The sequence below is a fragment of the Natrinema versiforme JCM 10478 genome, assembly GCF_000337195.1.
GTDB lineage: Archaea > Halobacteriota > Halobacteria > Halobacteriales > Natrialbaceae > Natrinema > Natrinema versiforme.
Map to the genome: position 1 here is coordinate 76,074 of NZ_AOID01000013.1, position 20,222 is coordinate 96,295.

A 20,222-nucleotide genomic window follows, 5' to 3' on the forward strand; every position below is an offset into this window, starting at 1 on the left:
CCACTGATGGCACTCGAGGTACTCTCCGATCCGACCTATCTCCGGAGTATCATCCGGCTCTCGCTTACGGTCAGTCTACTCGCGGTCCTGCTGAGTACTGCCCTGAGCCTGCCGATCGCCTTCGCCGTCGGCTTCGGGGATTTCAGAGGGAAGCGGTTCGTCACCGCCGTCATCAACACCGGGATGGGGTTTCCGAGCGTCGTCGTCGGACTCCTCGTCTGGTACGTCCTCTCGAATCAGGGGCCGCTGGGGACCCTGAACCTCATCTACACGCCCGAGGCGATGATCATCTCCCAACTCGTCCTCGCCGCGCCCGTGATCACCGGCGTCGCGCTCTCGGCGATCGAAAGCGTCGACGACGCCGTGCAGGGGGCCGCCTACGGGGTCGGTGGGACGCGAGCCGATGTCGCCCTGATTACCCTCAAAGAGGCTCGATACGGCGTCATCACGGGCATTCTCGCCGGGTTCGGTCGCGCGATCAGCGAGGTCGGCTCCGTCCTCATCGTGGGCGGTAACATCGCTTACGCCGACGGCACCTCGAAGACCCGAACCCTGACTACCGCGATTCAGTTCGAGGTCCGGAAGGGCGAGTTCGAAACGGCGCTGATACTCGGCGCGGTGTTGCTCGTCCTCGTCTTGCTCGTCAACGGAATCGTCTTGCGACTCGGAGGTCGATGATGCACGAGAAAGACGACGTCCACGAGAATCCCACGTTCGATCCCGATGAGACGGCCATGAACCTCGCGCTCGAGGACGTTACCTACGGCGTCGACGGCACGGAAATCGTGACGGACGTTTCACTCGAGGTCGAGTCCGGCGAGATCGTGACGATCATCGGTCCCTCGGGAGCCGGCAAGACCACGCTGTTGCGGCTGGCCGCCCTGTTCGAGCGACCGACTGACGGCGTCGTCCGCTGTGACGGGACGGACCCGTGGGCTCGCTCTCGAGACGAGCGACTCGAGATCCGCCGGCGGATCGGCATGGTCTTCCAGCGGGCGAGCCTGTTCGAGACGACGGTGGCGCGCAACGTGGATATCGGCGGCCGGATCCGCCGGCCGTGGTCCCAGCGGCTCCGGGACTTCGTACAGCGAGTCGGTACTCGCTGGATTCGGGGCTCGCCGACGGTCGACGACCGCACCCTCGAGGCGCTCGAACTCGTCGGACTCCGGGACGAGTGGGACCGCGACGCGGGGTCGCTGTCGGGCGGGGAGGCCCAGCGGGTGTCGTTCGCCCGCGCGCTCGCACCGCGCCCGGAGTTGCTCGTCCTCGACGAACCGACCTCCGATCTCGACCCGCGGAACACGGCCATCCTCGAGCGGGCGATCGACCGGGCGCGCGAGCGGGGCCACGGCGTCTTGCTCGCGACCCACGACATGCATCAGGCCGAGCGGATCTCGGACCGCGTCGCCTTCCTGCTCGAGGGGGAACTCGTCGAGGTCGGTCCGCCGGAGCGGATCTTCAACGCCCCGCGTGACGAGCGGACCGCCCGCTTCGTCCGCGGCGATCTGTTGTACGATGAAAACGAACTTCCAGCCTGACCGCGAAGGGCGAGTCGAATGGAAAAGGAGTTCGACCCCTACCTGCGGATCGACGACGTCGCAGTCGATCGCAGCGACGTCGCCATGTTGCGCGCGATCGACGACCGCGGCTCGCTGTCGGGCGCGGCCGAGGCCCTCGAGCGCTCCTATCCGCGGCTGCAACAGCGCGTGGTCGAACTCGAGGAGGCGATCGGCTCGCTGGTCGAGCGGACCCGCGGCGGGGCCGACGGCGGCGGGAGTTCCCTGACGGGGACGGCACGGGACCTGCTGGCGCGGTTCGATCGGCTGGTCGCGGCCTACGAGGGAGTCGCTCGCGTCGACGAGACGGTGCTCTCGGGGCCGGTCGTCGACCGCGATGGCGAACTCGCGACCGTGGCGACCGGCGTCGGGGACGTGCTGGCGGTCGTCCCGTCCGAGGCCGCGACCGCGTCCGTGACGATCCGATCCGACGCTGTCAGCCTGCACGCGCCCAGCGACGTCCCCCGAGCCGAGGGGACGAGCGTCAGAAACCGGTTTCCGGGGCTCGTCTCGTGGCTCGAGTCCGGCGACGCGGTCGCCAGGATCGGGATCGACCTCGAGACCGTCGAGGGCAACGAGCGGCGGACCGCGGACGACACCGAACTCGTGGCGCTGGTCACTCGTCGGAGCGTCGAGGCGCTGGACCTCGAGCCCGGCCGATCGGTCGTCGCCTCGGTGAAAGCGACGGCGGCGCGTGGCGTCTCGAGCGGCGACCGGGACGGAGACGGGGACGGCGGTACCTGAGGCTTCCGAGCGAACCACACGCCTTTCTCGAGGCGGGCCGTATCGCCGCCCATGTACGACGCTATTCTGGTCGCGACCGACGGGAGCGACGCCGCGGCGACCGCGGTCGACCACGCGGTCGCGCTCGCCCAGCGGTTCGACGCGCCCCTGTACGGGATCGCCGTCGTCGACGAGCGGACCGACTACGATAGCGGCATCGTCGATCCCGAAGAGGCTCGGCAACGCCTCGAGGAGCGCGCGGACGACTGGCTCGCGGCCCTCGAAGCGACGGCGACCGAGGGCGACGTGGCCGTCGAGACGGCGGTTCGGTTCGGCGTTCCCCACGAGGAGATCCTCGAGTACGCAGCCGAAGTGGACGCAGATGCGGTCGTTCTCGGCTCCCGCGGCCGGTCGTCGTTCAAAGGGGCGCTGCTCGGGAGCACCGTCGACAGGGTCGTCAGAACGGCCGATCGCCCGGTGTTGGTCATCGGCTAACGCCGAACCGGCCGTGTCCGTTCGCGAACCGCGGACGGCAGTGTCGGCCGCGAACGACGGCTGTCGGAGGCCGAACATTTACCACCGCTGTCGTGTGACGTAATCGTATGTCACTGCTCGTCCCATTCGACGGCTCGGAACTGGCGGCGCACGCACTCGAGCGGGCGTCGACGTTCGGCGATCTGCTCGACGAGGAGGTCGTCGTCCTGACGGTGATTCCGGACGACCCCGAGTACGCGCGCGATCGGGGCTGGATCACGGAGGGCGAGCCGTTCGACCCCGACGCGATCGCTACGGGGATCGGCAACCGGGCCGCGGATGTCGCGTCCGAGGCAACGGTCCGGATCGAGCGAGTCGACTCCGACGAGCCGACGGCGACCTCGACGACGAACGTCGTCCGCGAGATCCGCCGCGTCGCCGGCGAGGTCGAGGCGTCGGTCGTCTTCATCGGCTCGGAGAACGCCGGCTCGGTGATCGCACCGCAGTCGAGCGTCGGCAGTCCGGTCGCGAACGACCAGCGCTACGACGTCTATGTCGTTCGCCGGCACGATACCGACGACGCCGAGGAGATCGTCGATATCGACTCGACGGACGAGCTGTAGCCGGAACCGGAAACGGGTCGGCCGCGTTGTCGCGGGGAAGAGGCTGTTGGGGGAGCTGACGCCGCTGGCGCGGGGCGGTGGGGCCCGTCGATCTCTGCCCACCGGCTTGCGGTTTGGAGGAACGTTTATTCCGCTGACTACCGACGGTTCGGACGAGAGATGGTCGATTGGAACGGGTGGGACCGAGACGCGTCCGCACCCATTGGACCCACCCACACCCCGCCCGAGTCGTTCGTCGAGCAGGCGAACGTCTCCGATCCGGGGATCCACGAGGCGTTCGAGACGAACTGGCCGGAGTGTTGGAACCGCGCGGCTGACCTCCTTTCGTGGGACGAGTCATATGACACCGTCCTCGAGGAGGACGATGCCCCCTTCTACCGCTGGTTCGCGGACGGCCGGCTCAACGCCTCGTACAACTGTCTGGACAGACACCTCGAGTCGGGGCGCAAGAACCACGCCGCGATCCGCTGGGAGGGCAAACAGGGCGAGCGCCGGACCTACACCTATCGGGACCTCTACGTCGAGGTCAACGAGTTCGCGGCGGCCCTGCGCGATCTGGGGGTCGAGGAAGACGACGTCGTGACGATCTACCTGCCGATGATCCCCGAGTTGCCGATCGCGATGCTGGCGTGTGCCCGCATCGGCGCGCCCCACAGCGTGGTCTTCGCCGGGCTCTCGGCGGACGCGCTCGCGACGCGGATGGACGCCGCCGACAGCGAGTATCTGGTCACCTGCGACGGCTACTACCGCCGAGGGGACGCCTTCAACCAGAAGAGCAAGGCCGACAACGCCCGTATCGGCCTCGAGCAGGACGTGCAGACGGTCGTGGTCGACCGGCTCGGCGACGACTTGCCCCACGTCCTCGGCGACGACGAGTGGGACTACCACGACCTCCGCGACGAGTTCGCCGGCGAAACCGTCGATCCGGTCTCGCGGGACGCCGAGGACATGCTGTTTCTCATGTACACCTCGGGAACCACCGGCGAGCCGAAGGGCGTCGTCCACTCGACGGGGGGCTATCTCGCCCACGTCGCGTGGACGAGCCACGCCGTCCTCGACGTGAAACCCGAGGACACTTACTGGTGTGCGGCCGACATCGGCTGGATTACCGGTCACTCCTACATCGTCTACGGCCCCCTCGCGCTGGGGACGACGACCGTGATGTACGAGGGCACGCCGGACTATCCCGACCGCGATCGGCTCTGGGAGATCGTCGACCGGAACGCCGTCGACGTCTTCTACACCGCGCCGACGGCCATCCGCGCGTTCATGAAGTGGGGTTCGGAGTATCCCGGCGAACACGACCTTTCCTCGCTGCGACTGCTCGGGACCGTCGGCGAACCGATCAGCCCGCGCCCGTGGAACTGGTATCGGGAACACATCGGCGGCGGGGACTGCCCGGTCGTCGACACCTGGTGGCAGACCGAGACCGGCGCGGTCACGATCTCGACGCTGCCGGGGATTGACGAGATGAAGCCCGGGTCGGCCGGCCCGCCGCTGCCGGGGATCGACGCCCGAATCGTCGACGAGGCCGGCGACGAGGTCGACCCCGGCGAGACCGGCTACCTCACGATCGCTCGCCCGTGGCCAGGAATGGCCCGCACGCTGTACGACAACGACGAGCGGTTCGTCACGGAGTACTGGCAGCGGTTCTCCGACGCCGACACGGACACGTGGCGCTACTTCAGCGGCGATACGGCCCGCATCGACGAGGACGGCTACATCACCGTCCTCGGGCGGGTCGACGACGTGATCAACGTCTCCGGCCACCGGCTGGGTACCATGGAGATCGAGAGCGCGATCGCCGACGTCGGCGGTGTCGCCGAGGCCGCTGTAGTCGGGCGCTCGAGTCAGACCGGCGATACCGAGGTCTACGCGTACGTCAGCACCGAGAGCGGCCACGACGCCGACGCGGCGGTCCGGCGCGCGATCTTCGACAACATCGAGTCCGCGATCGGCCCGATGGCCCGGCCCGAAGCGGTGATCTTCACGCCGGAACTGCCCAAGACCCGCTCGGGCAAGATCATGCGCCGCCTGCTCGAGGACGTCGCCAACGGCGAGGAACTCGGCGACACCTCGGCGCTCCGGAACCCGGAGATCGTCGGCGAGATCCAGGCCGAAATCGGCGAGGAGAGCGATTCCGACGAGTCGATCCGATAGCGTTTCGCGATTTCTATAATCGCGAAACGCCCCTTTCTCGGGGAGCGACCATTGAAATCGAAGATCCGCTAGAAACATCGTTCCGCGGCGATACAATTATGTTCGCACCGCCAGAATAGGCGAACAGAATCGATGAGTCTCGAGGGGAGTGTGGGGACCGTACTCGCACGGCGGGAGTACGAATCGCTGCTCGACGCGGCCGAAACCTACCGAGAGGCGCTGGTAATCCGGCTCTGCGGGGACGTTGGGCTTCGACCGGCGGAGCTGACGCGGCTCACGATCGACGACATCGATCAGGTCCGGATCGATCCGCCGCGGTACCTGATCCGGGTGCCGACCGACGACGAGCGAGGGTCCCGAACCGCGTACCTGCCGACTCGCGTCGAACGGGAACTCCGTCGCTACGCCCGTAGTAACGACCTCTCGACGGACGACCGGATCTTCACCGTGACGCCCCGCCGGCTGCAGATGCTGGTCTCGGACGTCGCCGATCGAGCGAGCGAGCTGGCTGATGACCCCGGCCTCGCCGACGTCTCTACGAGCGACCTCCGGCAGTACTTCGCCCACACCGCGCTGGTCGACCACGACGTGAATCCCCGGGTCGTCAAGAGCGCGGGCGGCTGGCGCAGCTTCGAAGCCCTCGAGTCGTACCTGCCCGAGCCGACCGACTCCCAGATCGTCGACGCCTTCGACGGCGTCGAGGAGCCGTCGGGTCCCCGGTCCGGCGATCCCCAGACCGGGCCCGCGGTGAGCGACGACAGCGTCGTCCGACTTCTGCTGGCTGCAAGCGACCGATACGCGCTCGTTCGCCTCGACGCGGACGGCTACGTCGAGCGCTGGAACCGCAGCGCAGCCGCGCTGTTCGGCTACCGTGCCGGCGAAATCGTCGGCACACACGTCTCCGCGTTCTACACCGACGACGCCGTCGAGGACGGCGCACCCGACCGCACGCTCTCGCGGGCTATCGAGGAGTCCGGCTGCGAAACCGACGGCTGGCGGGTCCACAAGGACGGCTCGCGCTTTCGCGCGACCGAGGTCGTCTCGCCGCTACGGGACGATCAGGGCCGCCACCGCGGCTTCGCCGTCTTCGTCCGCGACGGGACAGCCGCCCACGAGGAACTCGAGACCGTCCGTGAGCGCCGCGACGAACTTGAGGGACTGTACGCGGTCGCCCGGCGACACCGGGACGTGACCGACGCGCTGCTCGAGTCGACCGACCACGAAGAGATCGAGACGACGACGTGTACCGCGCTCACGGACGGGCGGGCCTACGACGCCGCGTGGATCGACCGCGCGACGATTTCGGATCGCCGCCGCCAGTGGCGCGCCTCCGGCGGGATCGATCCCGACGCAGTCGAGCGACTCGTTCCCGACGAGTGGGGGGCAGACGAACCGAACGAGTCCCTTCCGGACGCGGAGCAGGTAGACGCCGCCCGATCGCGAGACGAGGCGGTCACGGTCGCGGAAGACGTCACGGCGACGCTCGAGGACGGCGAGTCGTTCGAGGGGGCCGTCGCGAAGGTCCCGCTTTCGTACGGCGATACGGTCTACGGGACGCTCTCGGTCGCGACCGAGCGCCCGGCGGCGTTCGGCGAGGACGAGCGCACGTGGCTCGCGACGATCGGCCGGCAGGTCGGCTACGCGATCGCCGCCATCCGCCGGCGGAACCTCCTGCTGTCCGATCGGGTGATCGAACTCGAGATCGCCTGCCGGGACGACCGCTCCTTTTTCGTCGACGCCTCGCGCCGACTCGACTGCCGGTTCGAACTCGACTCGCTGGTCCCGATCGACGAGTCGACCCAACTCTACTACGTCCGACTCGAGGGGGCCTCGCCCGCCGATGTCTTCGACCTCGCCGATTCCGCGCCCGGGATCGAGGACTGCCGGCTGGTCGAGACCGACGAGGACGGCTGGCGCGTCGAATTCGTCATCGAGGGCTCCTGTCCGATCGTCACGCTGACCGAGTACGGCGTCACCGTCCACGAGGCGATTTTCGAGGCCGGTGCAGCGACGTTGACCGGCGATTGTGCGGCCGACGCCGACCTCCGGACGATCCTCGACGGCCTCCGCTCGGCGTTTCCCGACTCCGAACTGCTCGGGAAACGCGAGGCCGAACGGACCGTCCAGACCGCCCGCGAGTTCAGGGAGGGCCTCGAGGACCGGCTGACCGATCGACAGGAAGCCGCGCTCCGGGCGGCCTACTTCGGCGGCTACTACGACTGGCCTCGGGAGAGCACGGCCGAAGAAGTCGCCGACGCGATGGGGGTCTCCTCCCCGACGCTGCACAACCACCTCCGGAAGGGCCAACACGAGTTGCTTCGCACGTTCCTCGAGGACCCGGACGGCTAGGGCGAAGTCTCCGCTGGCCGGTGAGACTAAGTCTCTAGAGAGCCGCGTCGATCCGAACGAATTCGGCTCGACAATCACGGTTGTTGTCACGAAATCTCGCCCAAAAATCTCGTCGCGCCGGCGAAAACGCGAATTTTTGGGGGCGACGGACGGCTATCAGGACCTAATATAGTCAATATATGCTAGGTTCCCCTCCGAGTATCGGGTCGATTTTGCACAACTAGAGGCCGCCTTTACTATGTCTGTACTCGATTGAGTGGGTGTACCATGTCACAGGACAATGCCAACCTCGAGGCACGACTCGCGGAGCAGGAGGCGTTCGAGCCCCCCGAGTCGTTCGTCGAGCAGGCAAACGTCTCTGATCCGGGGATCTACGAGGAGTTCGAGGAGAACTGGCCGGAGTGTTGGGAGCGTGCGGCCGACCTCCTCTCGTGGGACGAGGAGTATGATTCGGTTCTCGAGGACGACAACGCGCCGTTCTACGAGTGGTTCACCGACGGGAAACTCAACGCGTCGTACAACTGTCTCGATCGGCACGTAGCGGAGGGTCGCGGCGACAGCGTCGCGATCGAGTGGGAAGGCGAACTCGGCGAAACGCGCACCTTCACCTACGACGAACTGTTGGACGAGGTCGAGGACTTCGCGGCGACGCTGCGAGACCTCGGCGTCGAGGAAGACGACATCGTCACGCTGTACATGCCGATGGTACCGGAGCTACCCATCGCCATGCTGGCGTGTGCCCGCATCGGCGCACCCCACAGCGTGGTCTTCGCCGGCTTCTCGGCCGACGCGCTGGCGACCCGGATGAACTCGGCCGACAGCGAGTATTTGGTCACCTGCGACGGCTACTACCGCCGCGGCGACGCGCTCGATCACATCTCGAAGACCAACGAGGGCCTTGAGGGCGTCGACCACGAGGTGTCCGATGTCGTGGTCGTCGACCGACTGGGCGACGACTTAGACCACGAGCTCGCGGACAACCAGCACGACTACGACGAACTCGTCGCCGAACACGAGGGGTCGACGGTCGAGCCGGTCCAGCGGGACGCCGAGGACATGCTGTTCCTGATGTATACCTCGGGGACCACCGGCCAGCCGAAGGGAGTCAAGCACACCACCGGCGGGTACTTGGCGTACTCCGCGTGGACCAGCCACGCAGTACTCGACATCGAGGCCGACGACACCTACTGGTGCTCGGCCGACATCGGCTGGATCACCGGTCATTCGTACATCGTCTACGGCCCCCTCGCGCTGGGGACGACGAGCGTGATGTACGAGGGCACGCCGGACTACCCCGACAAGGACCGGCTGTGGGAGATCGTCGAGAAGAACGGCGTCGACATCTTCTACACCGCACCGACGGCGATTCGGGCGTTCATGAAGTGGGGCGAGGAGTACACGCAGAACCACGACCTCTCCTCGCTGCGGCTGCTCGGCACCGTCGGCGAGCCGATCAACCCGCGGGCGTGGAAGTGGTACTACAAGCACATCGGCAACGAGGAGTGCCCGATCGTCGACACCTGGTGGCAGACCGAAACCGGGGGCATGATGATCACGACGTTGCCGGGAGTCAACACCATGAAACCCGGCTCCGCCGGGCCGCCGCTGCCGGGGATCGACGCCCGCGTCGTCGACGCCGAAGGCGAGGAAGTAGACGCCGGACAGGCCGGCTACGTCACGGTCGACAACCCGTGGCCCGGCATGCTCCGGACCCTGTATAACAACGACGAGCGGTTCATCGAGGAGTACTGGCAGGAGTACTCCGACGAAGACACGGACGAGTGGGTCTACTTCCCCGAGGACGGCGCGAAGATCGACGACGACGGCTACATCACCATCCTCGGCCGGGTCGACGACGTGATCAACGTCTCCGGCCACCGTCTGGGCACGATGGAGATCGAGTCGGCCGTCGTCGGCGTCGAAGGGATCGCCGAGGCCGCTGTCGTCGGCGGCGACCACGAGGTCAAAGGCGAGGCGGTCTACGTCTACGCCATCCCCGAAGACGGCTACGAGGGCAACGCGGAACTCGAGGAGCGGGCCGTCGAGGCCGTCCTCGACTCCATCGGGCCGATCGCCAAGCCCGAGGAGGTCGTCTTCACGCACGAACTGCCCAAGACGCGCTCGGGCAAGATCATGCGTCGCCTGCTCGAGGACATCGCGAGCGGCAACGAACTCGGGAACACCTCGACGCTGCGTAACCCCGACGTCGTCGACGACATCGCAGACCAGGTAGCAACCGACTAACCGACCGCCGTTCGATTTTCGAGATTCAACACCGACACACTCACACGGTTCGTATACATATGCCAGATAATAACACTCACGACTCGACCGACAACCGAACCGCGACGGACGGTGGCGTGGCCGGACAGGCCGGCCAAGCCCACCGAAACACCGACTACCTCGGCTCGGAGGTGAACCTGCTGAATCCGAGTACGCCGTTCATGCGCGATCACCTGCGCATCGTCTGGACCGGCTTCGTCATTTGGGTCCTCGCGGTCTGGGGCCCGGTGACGGCGACGTACCTCGCGACCGATGCGATGACGGTCGAGATGCCGGTGCTCGGCTTCCCGCTGCACTACTTCCTCGTCGCCTTCGGCGCACCGACCAGCGCGTTGATCCTGTCGTTCTGGTACTCGCGCAAGCGCGACGCGTTAGACGAGAAGTACGGTATCGATCACGCGACCGCCGACGGAACCAGCCGCGGCGGCGAGGCCGCTGCTGCTGATGGAGGTGTCGACGAATGACCGGCGTTCCGGTCGTTCCGTTGCAGGAGAGTCTCCTCCCGGAGGCGATGGACATCTCGTTCAAGATTCTCCCGGCCCTCCTCGTGCTCGGGATGCTGGGTCTGTTCCTCGCTATCGGGTTCGTCTTCCGCGTGGCCGACACCGAGAACATGTGGGTCGCCGGCCGTTCCATCGGGAACTTGGAGAACGGGATGGCGATCGGTGCCAACTGGATGTCGGCGGCGTCCTATCTCGGGATGGCAGCCTCGATCGCACTGGCCGGCTTCTACGGGCTGGTGTACGTCGTTGGCTGGACGACGGGGTACTTCATCCTCCTGATCTTCATGGCGGCGCAACTGCGCCGGTTCGGGAAGTACACGGCACCCGACTTCGTCGGTGACCGCTTTAACTCCGACAGCGCACGCGCCATCGCAGCCATCACGACGTTCCTCATCGGGTTCGTCTACGCCATCGGGCAGGCGAAGGGGATGGCGCTCGTCGGTCTGTACATCTTCGGCGACTACGGCGGCCTCATCCCCGGCCTCGACGGCTATCAGGTGATGGTCGTCGCCATGATGATCATTACCGTCGCGTACCTGACGCTGTCCGGCATGATGGGCGCGACGAAGGGGCAGGCGGTCCAGTACGTCATCCTCATTCTGGCGTTCGTGGTCGGCCTGTTCGTCGTCGGCTACACGAACGGCTACTCGACCGTGTTGCCCCAGCTCGAGTACGGCATGCTGATCGACGACCTCGGGAGCGAGTTCAGTGAACCCTTCGCGACCTCGAGTTACTACCTCTGGGTCGCGACGACGTTCTCGCTGATCGTCGGGACCTGCGGACTGCCCCACGTGCTGGTGCGGTTCTACACGGTCGAGAGCGAACGAACGGCCCGCTGGTCGACCGTCTGGGGGCTGTTCTTCATCTGCATCCTGTACTGGAGCGCCCCCGCGTTCGCGGCGTTCGGGACGGACCTCTACACGCAGAACGTCGCCCCGACGTACGGCGATCCCGGCATGACGAGCGCAGCCAGTGAGGTCATCGTCGTGCTGGCAGTGCAGCTGTCCGCGCTGCCGGACTGGTTCGTCGGCATCGTCGCCGCCGGCGGTATCGCCGCGGCGATCGCGACGATCGCTGGCCTGTTCATCGCCGGTTCGTCGGCGATCAGCCACGACATTTACACGAACCTCATCAACGAGGACGCCACCCAGCGCCAGCAGGTCCTCGTCGGCAGACTGTCGATCGTCGCGCTCGGTGCGCTGACCACGCTGGCCGCGCTCGACCCCGCGTCGTCGATCGCCGCACTCGTCGGCTACGCGTTCTCGCTTGCCGGCTCCGTGCTGTTCCCGATGTTCTTCCTCGGCATGTGGTGGGAGAACGCCAACCGTCAGGGCGCTCTCGCCGGCATGATCACCGGGCTGGTCGGCTGGTCCATTCCGATGATCAACCAGATCGTCCCGACGTACCTCGGTGGTCTCGAGGCCCCGCTATCGGCTGGACTGGCACAGTGGTACCCGGCGATCGGCTCGGCGCTGATCACCCTGCCGGTGGTCTTCATCGTCACTATCGCCGTCTCGCTGGCGACCGAGGAGCCGGACATGGAGACCAAGCGGATCGTCCGGCAGTGTCACAGTCCCGAACCGATGGGCCAGCAGCAGAGCGCCGAAGACGTCGTGACCGACGGGGGCGAGACCCCCGCGGATGACTGAACCCATGTACGATCGAATACTCGTTCCGACCGACGGTAGCGACACGGCCGAGAAGGCGGTCGAGCACGCGCTCGATCTCGCCGAACAGTACGGGGCCGCGGTACACGCCCTGTACGTGGTCGATACCAACGCGATGAGTCTCAGCCTGGGTGCCGAACAGCTCGATCGCATCGAGCAGGGCAACTACGGCGAGATGGGCGAGGTACGCGAGCGTGCCGAGAGCGCCACGGGCTACGTGGCCGACCGTGCCCGCGAACTGGGACTCGAGACCGTCGAACACGTCTCGGCGGGCCGACCCCACGACATGATCGGCAACTACGTCGCCGACAACGACATCGACCTCGTCGTCATGGGCTCGCACGGGCGCACCGGCGTCCGCCGGGCGCTGCTCGGCAGCGTGACCGAGCGGACGCTGCGGTCGACCCGCGCGCCCGTCCTCGTCATCGACAGCGACAACGACTAACGCGGCTCGTGGCTCGTTTTTTCGACGCTCCGTCGACCAGCGGCGGCGATACCGCTTCCGTCGCTGCGAGAAAAGGGGGCGAGCGACCCCGGAGGGCCGTCTCCGCTATCGCTCGCGGGGCTACCGGTCCTGCTGGCTGACCGCCAGTTCGGCGTTCCATATGAACCCGAAGTAGGCGACGATCCCCGCGAGCATGAGCATGTAGTACACCCAGGTCGGCGGCTCGAGGAAGTAGGCGACGATCTCGACCAGCGTCACCCAGACGACCGCGAACGCGAGGTCGGTCAGGATGCCCCACCGTTCCTCGCGGGCGGTCCGCAGCCACTCGCCGGCCCCCGTCATCGGCCGCTCACCCGACGGTCGGATCCGTTCATCGTGTGGCCAGTTCGCAGGGTCGCGGAAAAAGCCTATCGACGTCCGGTCACTCCTCCCAGTACTCGACCTCGTCCGCGAGGTCATAGTAGCCCTCGAGCGACCGTTCGTCGCGGCCGCCGGGCGGCGAGCCGACGTAGATCCCGAATTTCTCCATCTCGGGATAGACGGTGATATCGGGCTCGTTCATCGTCGAGAGAGCCAGATATCGCAGCGGTTCCGATCCGTCGTTGACGACCCTGTGCCCGCCAGACTCGTCGGCCGGGAACGTCGCGTAGTCGCCGGCTTCGAGGGGCTCGAGGCCCGCGGGCGTCTGAAGTTTCCCGTCGCCCGCCAGCACGTAAATCGCCTCCTCGTTCGCGGTGTGGTAGTGGTAGGGCCAGGACCGCTCGCCCGGCGGGAGTTCGTAGAGACTACAGCCCAGGTCATCGGCGTCGACGGCGTTCGAGAGTTCCTTTCGGCGGAACGCGGTCTCCCCATGGTCGTACTCCTTCCAGTCAAGCGTCGATTCGTTAACCTTCTCCATAGCCTGTTATTGACAGGCACAACAGTATAAGCGTTCTCGAGACCCGAATCGTGTCAGGTCACGACTGATCGGGGCACGAGAGGGGAACGAACCGATCGGTGGGTGCAGCGCAGCATCCGCTCGCTTCGCGAGCGGTTCACCGAGCGCGCCGAGGGCGCGCTCGGCCTTTTTCATCGAAGTTTTTGTGCCGAGCGGTGAGCGAGCAGAGTCGTTCGAAAGACGCTTCGCGTCTTTCGTGATGACGAGAGACCTCCGGTCTCTCGAACCACGAGCGAACCCGAGGCACAAAAAGTTCGGTGGGAAAACGAAACCCCCTAACCCCGTCCGAGAGTGAGTTCGCACATGCACGATGATAGCGAGGTCGTCGTCCTCCGACTCGGCCACCGCCCCGGCCGGGACGACCGGATGACGACTCACGTCGGACTGACCGCGCGGGCGCTGGGTGCCGACCGCGTGCTCTTTCCCGACAACGCCGGTCAGTCACTCGAGACCGTCGCGGACATCACCGATCGGTTCGGCGGCCCCTTCGAGGCCGAACTCACGGAGTCGCCCCAAGCCGTCATCCGGAACTGGGAGGGGCGGGTCGTCCACCTCACGATGTACGGCGAGCGCGTCCAAGACGTCGAAGCCGACATCCGAGCGGCCCACGCGGGCGAGGGCGAGCCACTCCTGCTGGTCGTCGGCTCCGAAAAGGTGCCGTTCGACGTCTACGAGGAAGCCGACTGGAACGTCGGCGTCACCAACCAGCCCCACTCCGAAGTGGCCGGCCTCGCGGTTTTCCTCGATAGATTGTTCGAGGGGCAGGAACTCGAGCAGGAGTGGAGCGGTGCCGATCGGGAAGTGATCCCGATGGAGACGGGCAAGCGCGTCGAGTCGGCAGAGCCGGACGCCGACGCGGAGCGGGATTAGCGACGCACAAAGCGACCGGTCCCGTGGTCTCGAGGGTCAGCTGTCAGATCAGTTGCCCGGTCGAAACAGCCGGAACGGCCGGGCGAGCCGGCTACTGATCGACCCCACGAGATTTCGGACGAACGGGCCGGCACCCATCTCGTTCTCGTCGATCGTATACCCGTTTCCGACCCGTTCGATCGGCCCCGGTTCGCCGTGCATCTCCAGTAGACGCTCGAGGTCCGCGTCCAGTAGGCCGGTTCGGTCACGGATTTCGTCGCCGGTGAGCGGGCGGTCGGCCTCGCGAAGCGCCTCGAGCAGCCATCGGTTGTGCTGGCCCACGAGTGCGACCTCGTCTTTCGTGATTTCCTCTGCAGTCGTGTCTGGTTCACTATCGGTGGTCGCTCCGCCGCTGTGACGTGCAGAGAGGCCATCGAGACAGATCCAACAGCCCGCCGCGAGGAGGACGCCGCCGAACCAGAGCCCTCCTTCCCGAAGCTGGACGACACCGGCAATGACGGCGACCGAACCGAAGCCGATCCAGGAGAGCGCCGGATCGATACCGAACCTGTCGATCGCGGCTTCGCCGAGCGGCGCGACGACGGCGGCCGCGAGGACCATCCCGATGATGGATGCGTCGACGCCGAGAACGAAGAGGATGCCGCTGAAACCGCCTATCGTGACGATGGCGGAGATGTCGACCCGATCGCGGAGTTGCGTCCCGGACTCGGAGACCATTTGTTGGACTGAACACAATAACAGTGGTAAGCGTTTCGCTCCCTTGAGCGGTCTATCGGGCCGATCGACCGCTCCAGCTGGGTAATATGAGGGATACAATTTTAAGCACGGCCCTCGGTACCACAAATCATGGATCTTGACACGGTCGATCAGTCCGCGCGAACGGGGAACGTCGCGAAGCTGTTCGACCAGACCGCAGCACACCACGGGGAGAGCCAAGCGATGGAGCACCACGGCCGCCGTTGGACCCACGACGAGGTCCGAGACTGGACTGCCGAACTCGCCGGCGGCCTCCACGACCTCGGCCTCGAGCCCGGCGACCGGATGCTGGTCTTCCTGCCGAACTGCCCGCAGTACCTCGTCGCCTCCCTCGGCGCGTTCAAGGCCGGCGTCGAGATTTCGCCGGTCAATCCCCAGTACAAGCGTCGCGAGGTGGCCTACCAGCTCGAGGACACGGCGGCGTCGGCGATCGTCACCCACCCGGCGCTGCGCGAGGTGGTCGACGAGGCGATCGCGGATGTCGGGATGGAGCCCGAGATCATCACAATTCGGAGCGAGGACTGGCCACGGAACCCCGACGACCACGCGTTCGAGGACCTGCGCGGCGAGCCGACGCTGGTCGACCGCGCCGACGACGACGTCGCGCTGCTCCCCTACACGTCCGGGACGACCGGCGATCCGAAGGGGGTCAAGCTCACCCACGGCAACACGCGGGCACAGCTCCTGTGGCCGCTGACCGCCTCGAACGTTGACGTCGACCCCGAAGAGGTTCGCAGTCTGACCTGGCTCCCGCTGTATCACATCACCGGCTTCACCCACACCGCCCTTCAGCCGCTGGTCGGCGGCGGGCGGCTCTACTTCCGCAGCGCGCTCGAGTGGGACGCCCAGGAGTGTCTGCAACTCATCGAAGAGGAGGGCATCACGCACTACGTCGGCGTGACGACCATGTACGCGGACATGGTCGAGGCCGAGGATTTCGGCGAGTACGATCTCACCAGCCTCGAGTCGGCCTCCGAGGGCGGCGCGAAGCTCTCGACGGCAGTCCAAGAGCGGTTCGAAGAGACCGCAGGCGTCGACATTTCGGAGGGGTACGGCCTCACCGAGACCCACGGCGCGACCCACACGCAGAGCGGCTCGACCTTCGGCCTGAAACACGGCACGATCGGACAACCGCTCCGGATGACCGACTGCAAGATCGTCGACGAATCGGGCGACGAAGTCCCGCCCGGCGAGGAGGGGGAACTCGTCGTCCGCGGGCCGCAGGTCATGTCGGGGTATCTCAACATGCCCGAGGCGACCGACGCAGCGTTCACCGAGAACGGCTACTTCCGGACCGGCGACATCGCCCGCCGGGACGGGAACAACTACTACGAGATCGTCGACCGCAAGAAGCACATGATCAACACCGCCGGCTACAACGTCTATCCCAGCGAACTCGAGAACCTCCTCTTGGAGCACGAGGCCGTCGCAGACGTCGCGGTCGTCGGGATTCCGGACGACCGACGCAACGAGGTCCCGAAGGCGTTCCTCGTCCCCGCCGAGGGCGTCGCCCCCGGCAGCGACGTGACGGCCGAGGAACTCACGGAGTTCTGTCTCGAGAAAGTAGCCAGCTACAAACACCCGCGCGAGATCGAGTTCATCGAGGAACTCCCGCGGACGACCAGCGGGAAGATTCAGAAGTACAAACTCGAGGAGGGCGAGGAGTAACCGCGATTCTCTCGGGGCCGGTCGGGACCGGCGTTTTCACTGCGTTTCGTAGTAGCGGATGCCGTCTTCTGTCTCGTACGAGACCGAGCCCCGGCGCTCGAGCGTTCCTACCGCGCCGAGCGTGTCCAGAACCGGTGCGTGATAGCGGACGTTCCCGACCCGCTCTTCGGCGATCGAAAGCGGCGTCGCGGGTTCGATTTCCTCGAGCGCCGCCCGCGTCTCCTCGAGGAGCGTATCCAGCCGTTCACGCGTCGTCTGAATGACTCGCTGAGGGTCCTCGAACGCGGGGCCGTGGCCGGGGAAGACGTGGGTCGCGGTCGTCTCGGCCAGCCGGTCCATGGCCTCGTAGTAGGCCTCGATCCCCTCGTAGGCCCCGCGGTCGAACCCGACCTGAAAGGCCCCGGCGCGGAACGGTTCGATGAGCGTATCGCCCGCGAACAGGACCGTCGTTCCGTTCACAGTCGTCTCGTAGCAACAGTGATCGATCTCGTGGCCGGGCGTCTCGAAGACTTCGAACTCGCGGCCATCGACGGAAACCGGCTCCGTCGGATCGAACGGCTGGACGGTTTCGGCATCGATTAATCGCCGGTCCCGCCGGCGCGACTCGAGTTCCTCCTCGAGGATGTCGTCGCGGTCTTCACCGCGATACCCCGCCGATTTCGCCGTCTCACGGAGTACGGCGCGGACCGTCTCGAGATCGCGCTCGAGTCGCGAGATCGCCGCCTGCGAGACGTGTACCGTCGCGCCAGCGTCCCGGAGCGCCGGGAGTTGACCGATATGATCGCTGTGGACGTGAGTCACGAGGACGTGGTCGATATCGGCCGGTTCGTAGCCGAACTCGGCGAGTCCGTCCCGCAGTTCCGACTCGCCGTCCTCGCCGGGCGCGCCCGCGTCGATCAGGATCGGTTCGGGTCCCTCGAGCAGGTAGGCGGCGACGTGTTTCGGCGGCCACGGAACGTCGAACTCGAGGCGACGAATGCACGAGAGATCGGAGTCGGCCCGAACGGCACCGCACGACGCATCGGTAGTCATTGTCTCCAAACGTGCCAGCCAGCACCATAAGCGTCGCGTCCGTCCCACCGTCGGCGTCGCAATCAGTCACGTCTCCGTTCGCGCGGCGTACGCAGCCCCGTGTTACCGCGGGCGGGGTACTTGATAAGACTTAATGGCCTCATGCCGTTACACGTAGGTAATGGCTTTTGAGGACCTGCTCGAGGACCCGGTGATCCAGAAATATTTGCACGAGCTGGTCGGTCCCAAGGGGATGCCCGTCGCGGCGGCACCCCCGGACGGGGAAGTGACCGACGAGGAGCTCGCCGAGGAGCTCGACCTCGAGTTGAACGACGTGCGGCGCGCGCTGTTCATTCTCTACGAGAACGATCTCGCCACGTACCGGCGACTGCGCGACGAGGACTCGGGGTGGCTGACCTACCTCTGGACCTTCGAGTACGACAACATCCCGGAAAACCTCGAGGAGGAGATGTACCGGCTCCACGAGGCGCTCGACGAGCGCCGGGAGTACGAGCGCAACCACGAGTTCTACCTCTGTGAGATCTGCTCGATTCGCTTCGAGTTCGGCGAGGCGATGGACTTCAACTTCGAGTGTCCCGAGTGCGGCTCGCCGCTGGAATCGATGGATAACAACCGACTGGTCACTGCGATGGACGACCGCCTCGACGCCCTCGAGGACGAACTCAACATCGACGCGGACGCCTGATGGTCGTACTCGCAACCAAGCTGTACGTCGAGGGCGACGCTCGAGAGCGCTCGCTGGATTCGCTGCGCTCGCTGGTGGCAAACGAAATCGGCGAACTCGACGTCGAGTTCGAGATCGGCATCCGCCACGACGACTTCCCGTCGGTGACGATCGAGGGCGACGATGCGACCGTCGCGCGAAACGTCCTCGGCGAGGAGTTCGGCGAGATCGTCCCCGACCTCGAGCCCGGCGAGACCTACGTCGGCACGCTCGAGTCGTGGGACGAGGACGGATTCGTCCTCGACGCGGGACAGGGTGACGGCGTGCGGATCCCGGCCGACGAACTCGGGCTCGGTCCGGGGTCGGCGACACAGATCCGCGAGCGCTACGGGCTGGTCCAACACCTGCCCCTGCGGTTCGTCTACGGCGGCGACGACGGCGAGGAGCCGTCGCGACTCGCCGAGGCGGAGCAGGATCGACTCTACGAGTGGACCCGCGGCGACGGCCGGCTCAACGTCAACAGCGCGACCCGAGCCGAGGTCCGAGCGACGCTCAACCGCGCCGGCCACGCACAGGACTACGTGACCGTCGAACGACTCGGCCTGCTCGAGCAGAGCGTCATCTGTACGGAAACCACCGATCCGCCGGGGCTGCTCGCAAGCGTCGGCGAATACCTCCCGGCGGAACTCCGCTGTGTCGTCCCCTAGTATGAATCGACGGCTCGTTTTCGCGACGATTGCGGTCGCGTTGCTCATGACGGTAGCCGGCTGTTCGGCGATTTTCGGCGGCATCTCGGACGAGCAACTCGATCAGGAGCAAGACTACAGCGATCTGCGCGACAGCGACGCCGACGTCGCCATCGATGTCGAAGACGGGAGCGTCATCGAGAGCGGCGAGTTCCGGGCGGTCTACGACCTCAACGGAACCGATGAACTGTCGCTGTATCGGTCGGCCCTCTTCAGCGACGAGCCACTGGAGATCAATAGCGTCCGCTATTGGGCTCCCAACGGGACCGAACTGACCGGCTCGGAACTCGAGATAGAGCAGAGCCGCTCGGAGACCACCGTGCAGGTGCCCGACGAAAACGGCACGCTCGCGTTCTCGGGCGATGCCGGACGAAAGACGTTCCAGCTGCCGGCCTACGTCGAGGGCTCCTACGAGGTGACGCTTCCCGAGGGCCACCGGACGACGAACTTCCTGTTCGGAGACGTTTCGCCCAACGGGTACGAGCGCGAGACCGTCGACGACCGGGAACAACTCTCCTGGGACGAACTCGACAGCACGATTTCGCTGCGCTACTATCTCACGCGCGATATCCCGCTGTTCCTCGGTCTCGTCGGCGCGGCCGTCCTGCTCGGCGGTCTCGGTATCGGCTACTACTACCGACAGGTCAAACAGCTCCAAGAACAGCGAGAGGAGTTCGGCCTCGACGTCGGTACTGACGACGAGTAGTCAGTCGCCGGCTTTTGGCCGTCCGTTCCTACCGTGCCGTCGCCGTCGAAGCCGGAACGA

At 66.2% G+C, this 20,222-nt stretch carries 20 protein-coding genes; 16 read left to right on the plus strand and 4 right to left on the minus strand.

All coding sequences use genetic code 11. The features are described 5' to 3' along the window. Positions 1-6 precede the first annotated feature (6 nt). From C489_RS03510 to C489_RS03560, 11 genes are all read left to right on the plus strand, one after another. Positions 7-678, plus strand: coding sequence for an ABC transporter permease (locus C489_RS03510; RefSeq protein WP_006429762.1), 672 nt, complete (start codon positions 7-9; stop codon positions 676-678). A 56-nt stretch (positions 679-734) separates the two neighbouring features. After that, positions 735-1,538: an ABC transporter ATP-binding protein gene (locus C489_RS03515; RefSeq protein ID WP_049890572.1), complete on the plus strand. Its 804-nt coding sequence runs from the start codon at positions 735-737 to the stop codon at positions 1,536-1,538. Positions 1,539-1,556: 18 nt separating this feature from the next. Beyond that, positions 1,557-2,300 carry a TOBE domain-containing protein gene (locus tag C489_RS03520; protein ID WP_006429764.1) on the plus strand — a complete coding sequence of 248 codons (744 nt, stop codon included), beginning with the start codon at positions 1,557-1,559 and terminating at the stop codon, positions 2,298-2,300. Positions 2,301-2,351: 51 nt separating this feature from the next. Continuing rightward, positions 2,352-2,774 (plus strand): universal stress protein, encoded by a 423-nt coding sequence (locus C489_RS03525; RefSeq protein WP_006429765.1) that lies wholly within the window; start codon positions 2,352-2,354, stop codon positions 2,772-2,774. A 107-nt stretch (positions 2,775-2,881) separates the two neighbouring features. Then, positions 2,882-3,376, plus strand: coding sequence for a universal stress protein (locus tag C489_RS03530; protein WP_006429766.1), 495 nt, complete (start codon positions 2,882-2,884; stop codon positions 3,374-3,376). Between the two features lie 159 nt (positions 3,377-3,535). After that, positions 3,536-5,536: an acetate--CoA ligase gene (gene acs, locus C489_RS03535; protein WP_006429767.1), complete on the plus strand. Its 2,001-nt coding sequence runs from the start codon at positions 3,536-3,538 to the stop codon at positions 5,534-5,536. A gap of 132 nt (positions 5,537-5,668) precedes the next feature. Beyond that, positions 5,669-7,885 (plus strand): bacterio-opsin activator domain-containing protein, encoded by a 2,217-nt coding sequence (locus C489_RS03540; RefSeq protein WP_049890550.1) that lies wholly within the window; start codon positions 5,669-5,671, stop codon positions 7,883-7,885. Positions 7,886-8,152: 267 nt separating this feature from the next. Then, a complete protein-coding gene (gene acs, locus C489_RS03545) occupies positions 8,153-10,129 on the plus strand; it encodes an acetate--CoA ligase (RefSeq protein ID WP_006429769.1) in 1,977 nt (658 codons plus the stop codon). Positions 10,130-10,188: 59 nt separating this feature from the next. Beyond that, a complete protein-coding gene (locus C489_RS03550; protein ID WP_006429770.1) occupies positions 10,189-10,632 on the plus strand; it encodes a DUF4212 domain-containing protein in 444 nt (147 codons plus the stop codon). Continuing rightward, on the plus strand, positions 10,629-12,320 hold the full coding sequence (locus C489_RS03555; protein WP_006429771.1) for a VC_2705 family sodium/solute symporter: 1,692 nt from the start codon (positions 10,629-10,631) through the stop codon (positions 12,318-12,320). Before C489_RS03550 ends, C489_RS03555 begins: the two co-directional genes overlap by 4 nt. A gap of 4 nt (positions 12,321-12,324) precedes the next feature. Continuing rightward, positions 12,325-12,783 (plus strand): universal stress protein, encoded by a 459-nt coding sequence (locus C489_RS03560; protein ID WP_049890552.1) that lies wholly within the window; start codon positions 12,325-12,327, stop codon positions 12,781-12,783. Between the two features lie 120 nt (positions 12,784-12,903). On the opposite strand, the gene C489_RS03565 is transcribed toward C489_RS03560, so the two are convergent. Beyond that, positions 12,904-13,125, minus strand: a complete 222-nt coding sequence (locus C489_RS03565; protein WP_006429773.1) for a hypothetical protein — start codon at positions 13,123-13,125, stop codon at positions 12,904-12,906. A gap of 79 nt (positions 13,126-13,204) precedes the next feature. Further along, positions 13,205-13,681, minus strand: a complete 477-nt coding sequence (locus C489_RS03570) for a cupin domain-containing protein (RefSeq protein WP_006429774.1) — start codon at positions 13,679-13,681, stop codon at positions 13,205-13,207. A gap of 342 nt (positions 13,682-14,023) precedes the next feature. Between C489_RS03570 and C489_RS03575 the strand changes: the two genes are divergently transcribed. Then, positions 14,024-14,590, plus strand: a complete 567-nt coding sequence (locus C489_RS03575; protein ID WP_006429775.1) for a tRNA (cytidine(56)-2'-O)-methyltransferase — start codon at positions 14,024-14,026, stop codon at positions 14,588-14,590. 48 nt (positions 14,591-14,638) lie between these two features. Here the strand turns inward: C489_RS03575 and C489_RS03580 are convergent, their stop codons facing one another. Beyond that, positions 14,639-15,307, minus strand: a complete 669-nt coding sequence (locus C489_RS03580; protein ID WP_006429776.1) for a hypothetical protein — start codon at positions 15,305-15,307, stop codon at positions 14,639-14,641. A 129-nt stretch (positions 15,308-15,436) separates the two neighbouring features. On the opposite strand from C489_RS03580, the gene C489_RS03585 reads away from it, so the two are divergent. Then, positions 15,437-17,014 (plus strand): class I adenylate-forming enzyme family protein, encoded by a 1,578-nt coding sequence (locus C489_RS03585; protein WP_006429777.1) that lies wholly within the window; start codon positions 15,437-15,439, stop codon positions 17,012-17,014. 36 nt (positions 17,015-17,050) lie between these two features. Here C489_RS03585 and C489_RS03590 read toward each other — a convergent pair whose 3' ends face one another. Further along, positions 17,051-18,046, minus strand: a complete 996-nt coding sequence (locus C489_RS03590; protein WP_006429778.1) for an MBL fold metallo-hydrolase — start codon at positions 18,044-18,046, stop codon at positions 17,051-17,053. Positions 18,047-18,206: 160 nt separating this feature from the next. Between C489_RS03590 and tfe the strand changes: the two genes are divergently transcribed. The 3 genes from tfe to C489_RS03605 are packed head-to-tail and all read left to right on the plus strand — an operon-like array spanning position 18,207 to position 20,162. Then, positions 18,207-18,731 (plus strand): transcription factor E, encoded by a 525-nt coding sequence (gene tfe / locus C489_RS03595; RefSeq protein ID WP_006429779.1) that lies wholly within the window; start codon positions 18,207-18,209, stop codon positions 18,729-18,731. Continuing rightward, on the plus strand, positions 18,731-19,417 hold the full coding sequence (locus C489_RS03600; RefSeq protein WP_006429780.1) for a DUF2110 family protein: 687 nt from the start codon (positions 18,731-18,733) through the stop codon (positions 19,415-19,417). Before tfe ends, C489_RS03600 begins: the two co-directional genes overlap by 1 nt. 1 nt (position 19,418) lies before the next feature. After that, entirely contained in the window at positions 19,419-20,162 is a 744-nt protein-coding gene (locus tag C489_RS03605; RefSeq protein WP_006429781.1) for a DUF5803 family protein, read from the plus strand. Positions 20,163-20,222: the final 60 nt, after the last annotated feature.

Bases quoted from the DNA above. Each gene is read 5' to 3' on its own strand.
- C489_RS03510 (WP_006429762.1), top strand. From the start codon at position 7: ATGGCACTCGAGGTACTCTCCGATCCGACCTATCTCCGGAGTATCATC.
- C489_RS03515 (WP_049890572.1), top strand. From the start codon at position 735: ATGAACCTCGCGCTCGAGGACGTTACCTACGGCGTCGACGGCACGGAA.
- C489_RS03520 (WP_006429764.1), top strand. From the start codon at position 1,557: ATGGAAAAGGAGTTCGACCCCTACCTGCGGATCGACGACGTCGCAGTC.
- C489_RS03525 (WP_006429765.1), top strand. From the start codon at position 2,352: ATGTACGACGCTATTCTGGTCGCGACCGACGGGAGCGACGCCGCGGCG.
- C489_RS03530 (WP_006429766.1), top strand. From the start codon at position 2,882: ATGTCACTGCTCGTCCCATTCGACGGCTCGGAACTGGCGGCGCACGCA.
- acs (WP_006429767.1), top strand. From the start codon at position 3,536: ATGGTCGATTGGAACGGGTGGGACCGAGACGCGTCCGCACCCATTGGA.
- C489_RS03540 (WP_049890550.1), top strand. From the start codon at position 5,669: ATGAGTCTCGAGGGGAGTGTGGGGACCGTACTCGCACGGCGGGAGTAC.
- acs (WP_006429769.1), top strand. From the start codon at position 8,153: ATGTCACAGGACAATGCCAACCTCGAGGCACGACTCGCGGAGCAGGAG.
- C489_RS03550 (WP_006429770.1), top strand. From the start codon at position 10,189: ATGCCAGATAATAACACTCACGACTCGACCGACAACCGAACCGCGACG.
- C489_RS03555 (WP_006429771.1), top strand. From the start codon at position 10,629: ATGACCGGCGTTCCGGTCGTTCCGTTGCAGGAGAGTCTCCTCCCGGAG.
- C489_RS03560 (WP_049890552.1), top strand. From the start codon at position 12,325: ATGTACGATCGAATACTCGTTCCGACCGACGGTAGCGACACGGCCGAG.
- C489_RS03565 (WP_006429773.1), bottom strand. From the start codon at position 13,125: ATGACGGGGGCCGGCGAGTGGCTGCGGACCGCCCGCGAGGAACGGTGG.
- C489_RS03570 (WP_006429774.1), bottom strand. From the start codon at position 13,681: ATGGAGAAGGTTAACGAATCGACGCTTGACTGGAAGGAGTACGACCAT.
- C489_RS03575 (WP_006429775.1), top strand. From the start codon at position 14,024: ATGCACGATGATAGCGAGGTCGTCGTCCTCCGACTCGGCCACCGCCCC.
- C489_RS03580 (WP_006429776.1), bottom strand. From the start codon at position 15,307: ATGGTCTCCGAGTCCGGGACGCAACTCCGCGATCGGGTCGACATCTCC.
- C489_RS03585 (WP_006429777.1), top strand. From the start codon at position 15,437: ATGGATCTTGACACGGTCGATCAGTCCGCGCGAACGGGGAACGTCGCG.
- C489_RS03590 (WP_006429778.1), bottom strand. From the start codon at position 18,046: ATGACTACCGATGCGTCGTGCGGTGCCGTTCGGGCCGACTCCGATCTC.
- tfe (WP_006429779.1), top strand. From the start codon at position 18,207: ATGGCTTTTGAGGACCTGCTCGAGGACCCGGTGATCCAGAAATATTTG.
- C489_RS03600 (WP_006429780.1), top strand. From the start codon at position 18,731: ATGGTCGTACTCGCAACCAAGCTGTACGTCGAGGGCGACGCTCGAGAG.
- C489_RS03605 (WP_006429781.1), top strand. From the start codon at position 19,419: ATGAATCGACGGCTCGTTTTCGCGACGATTGCGGTCGCGTTGCTCATG.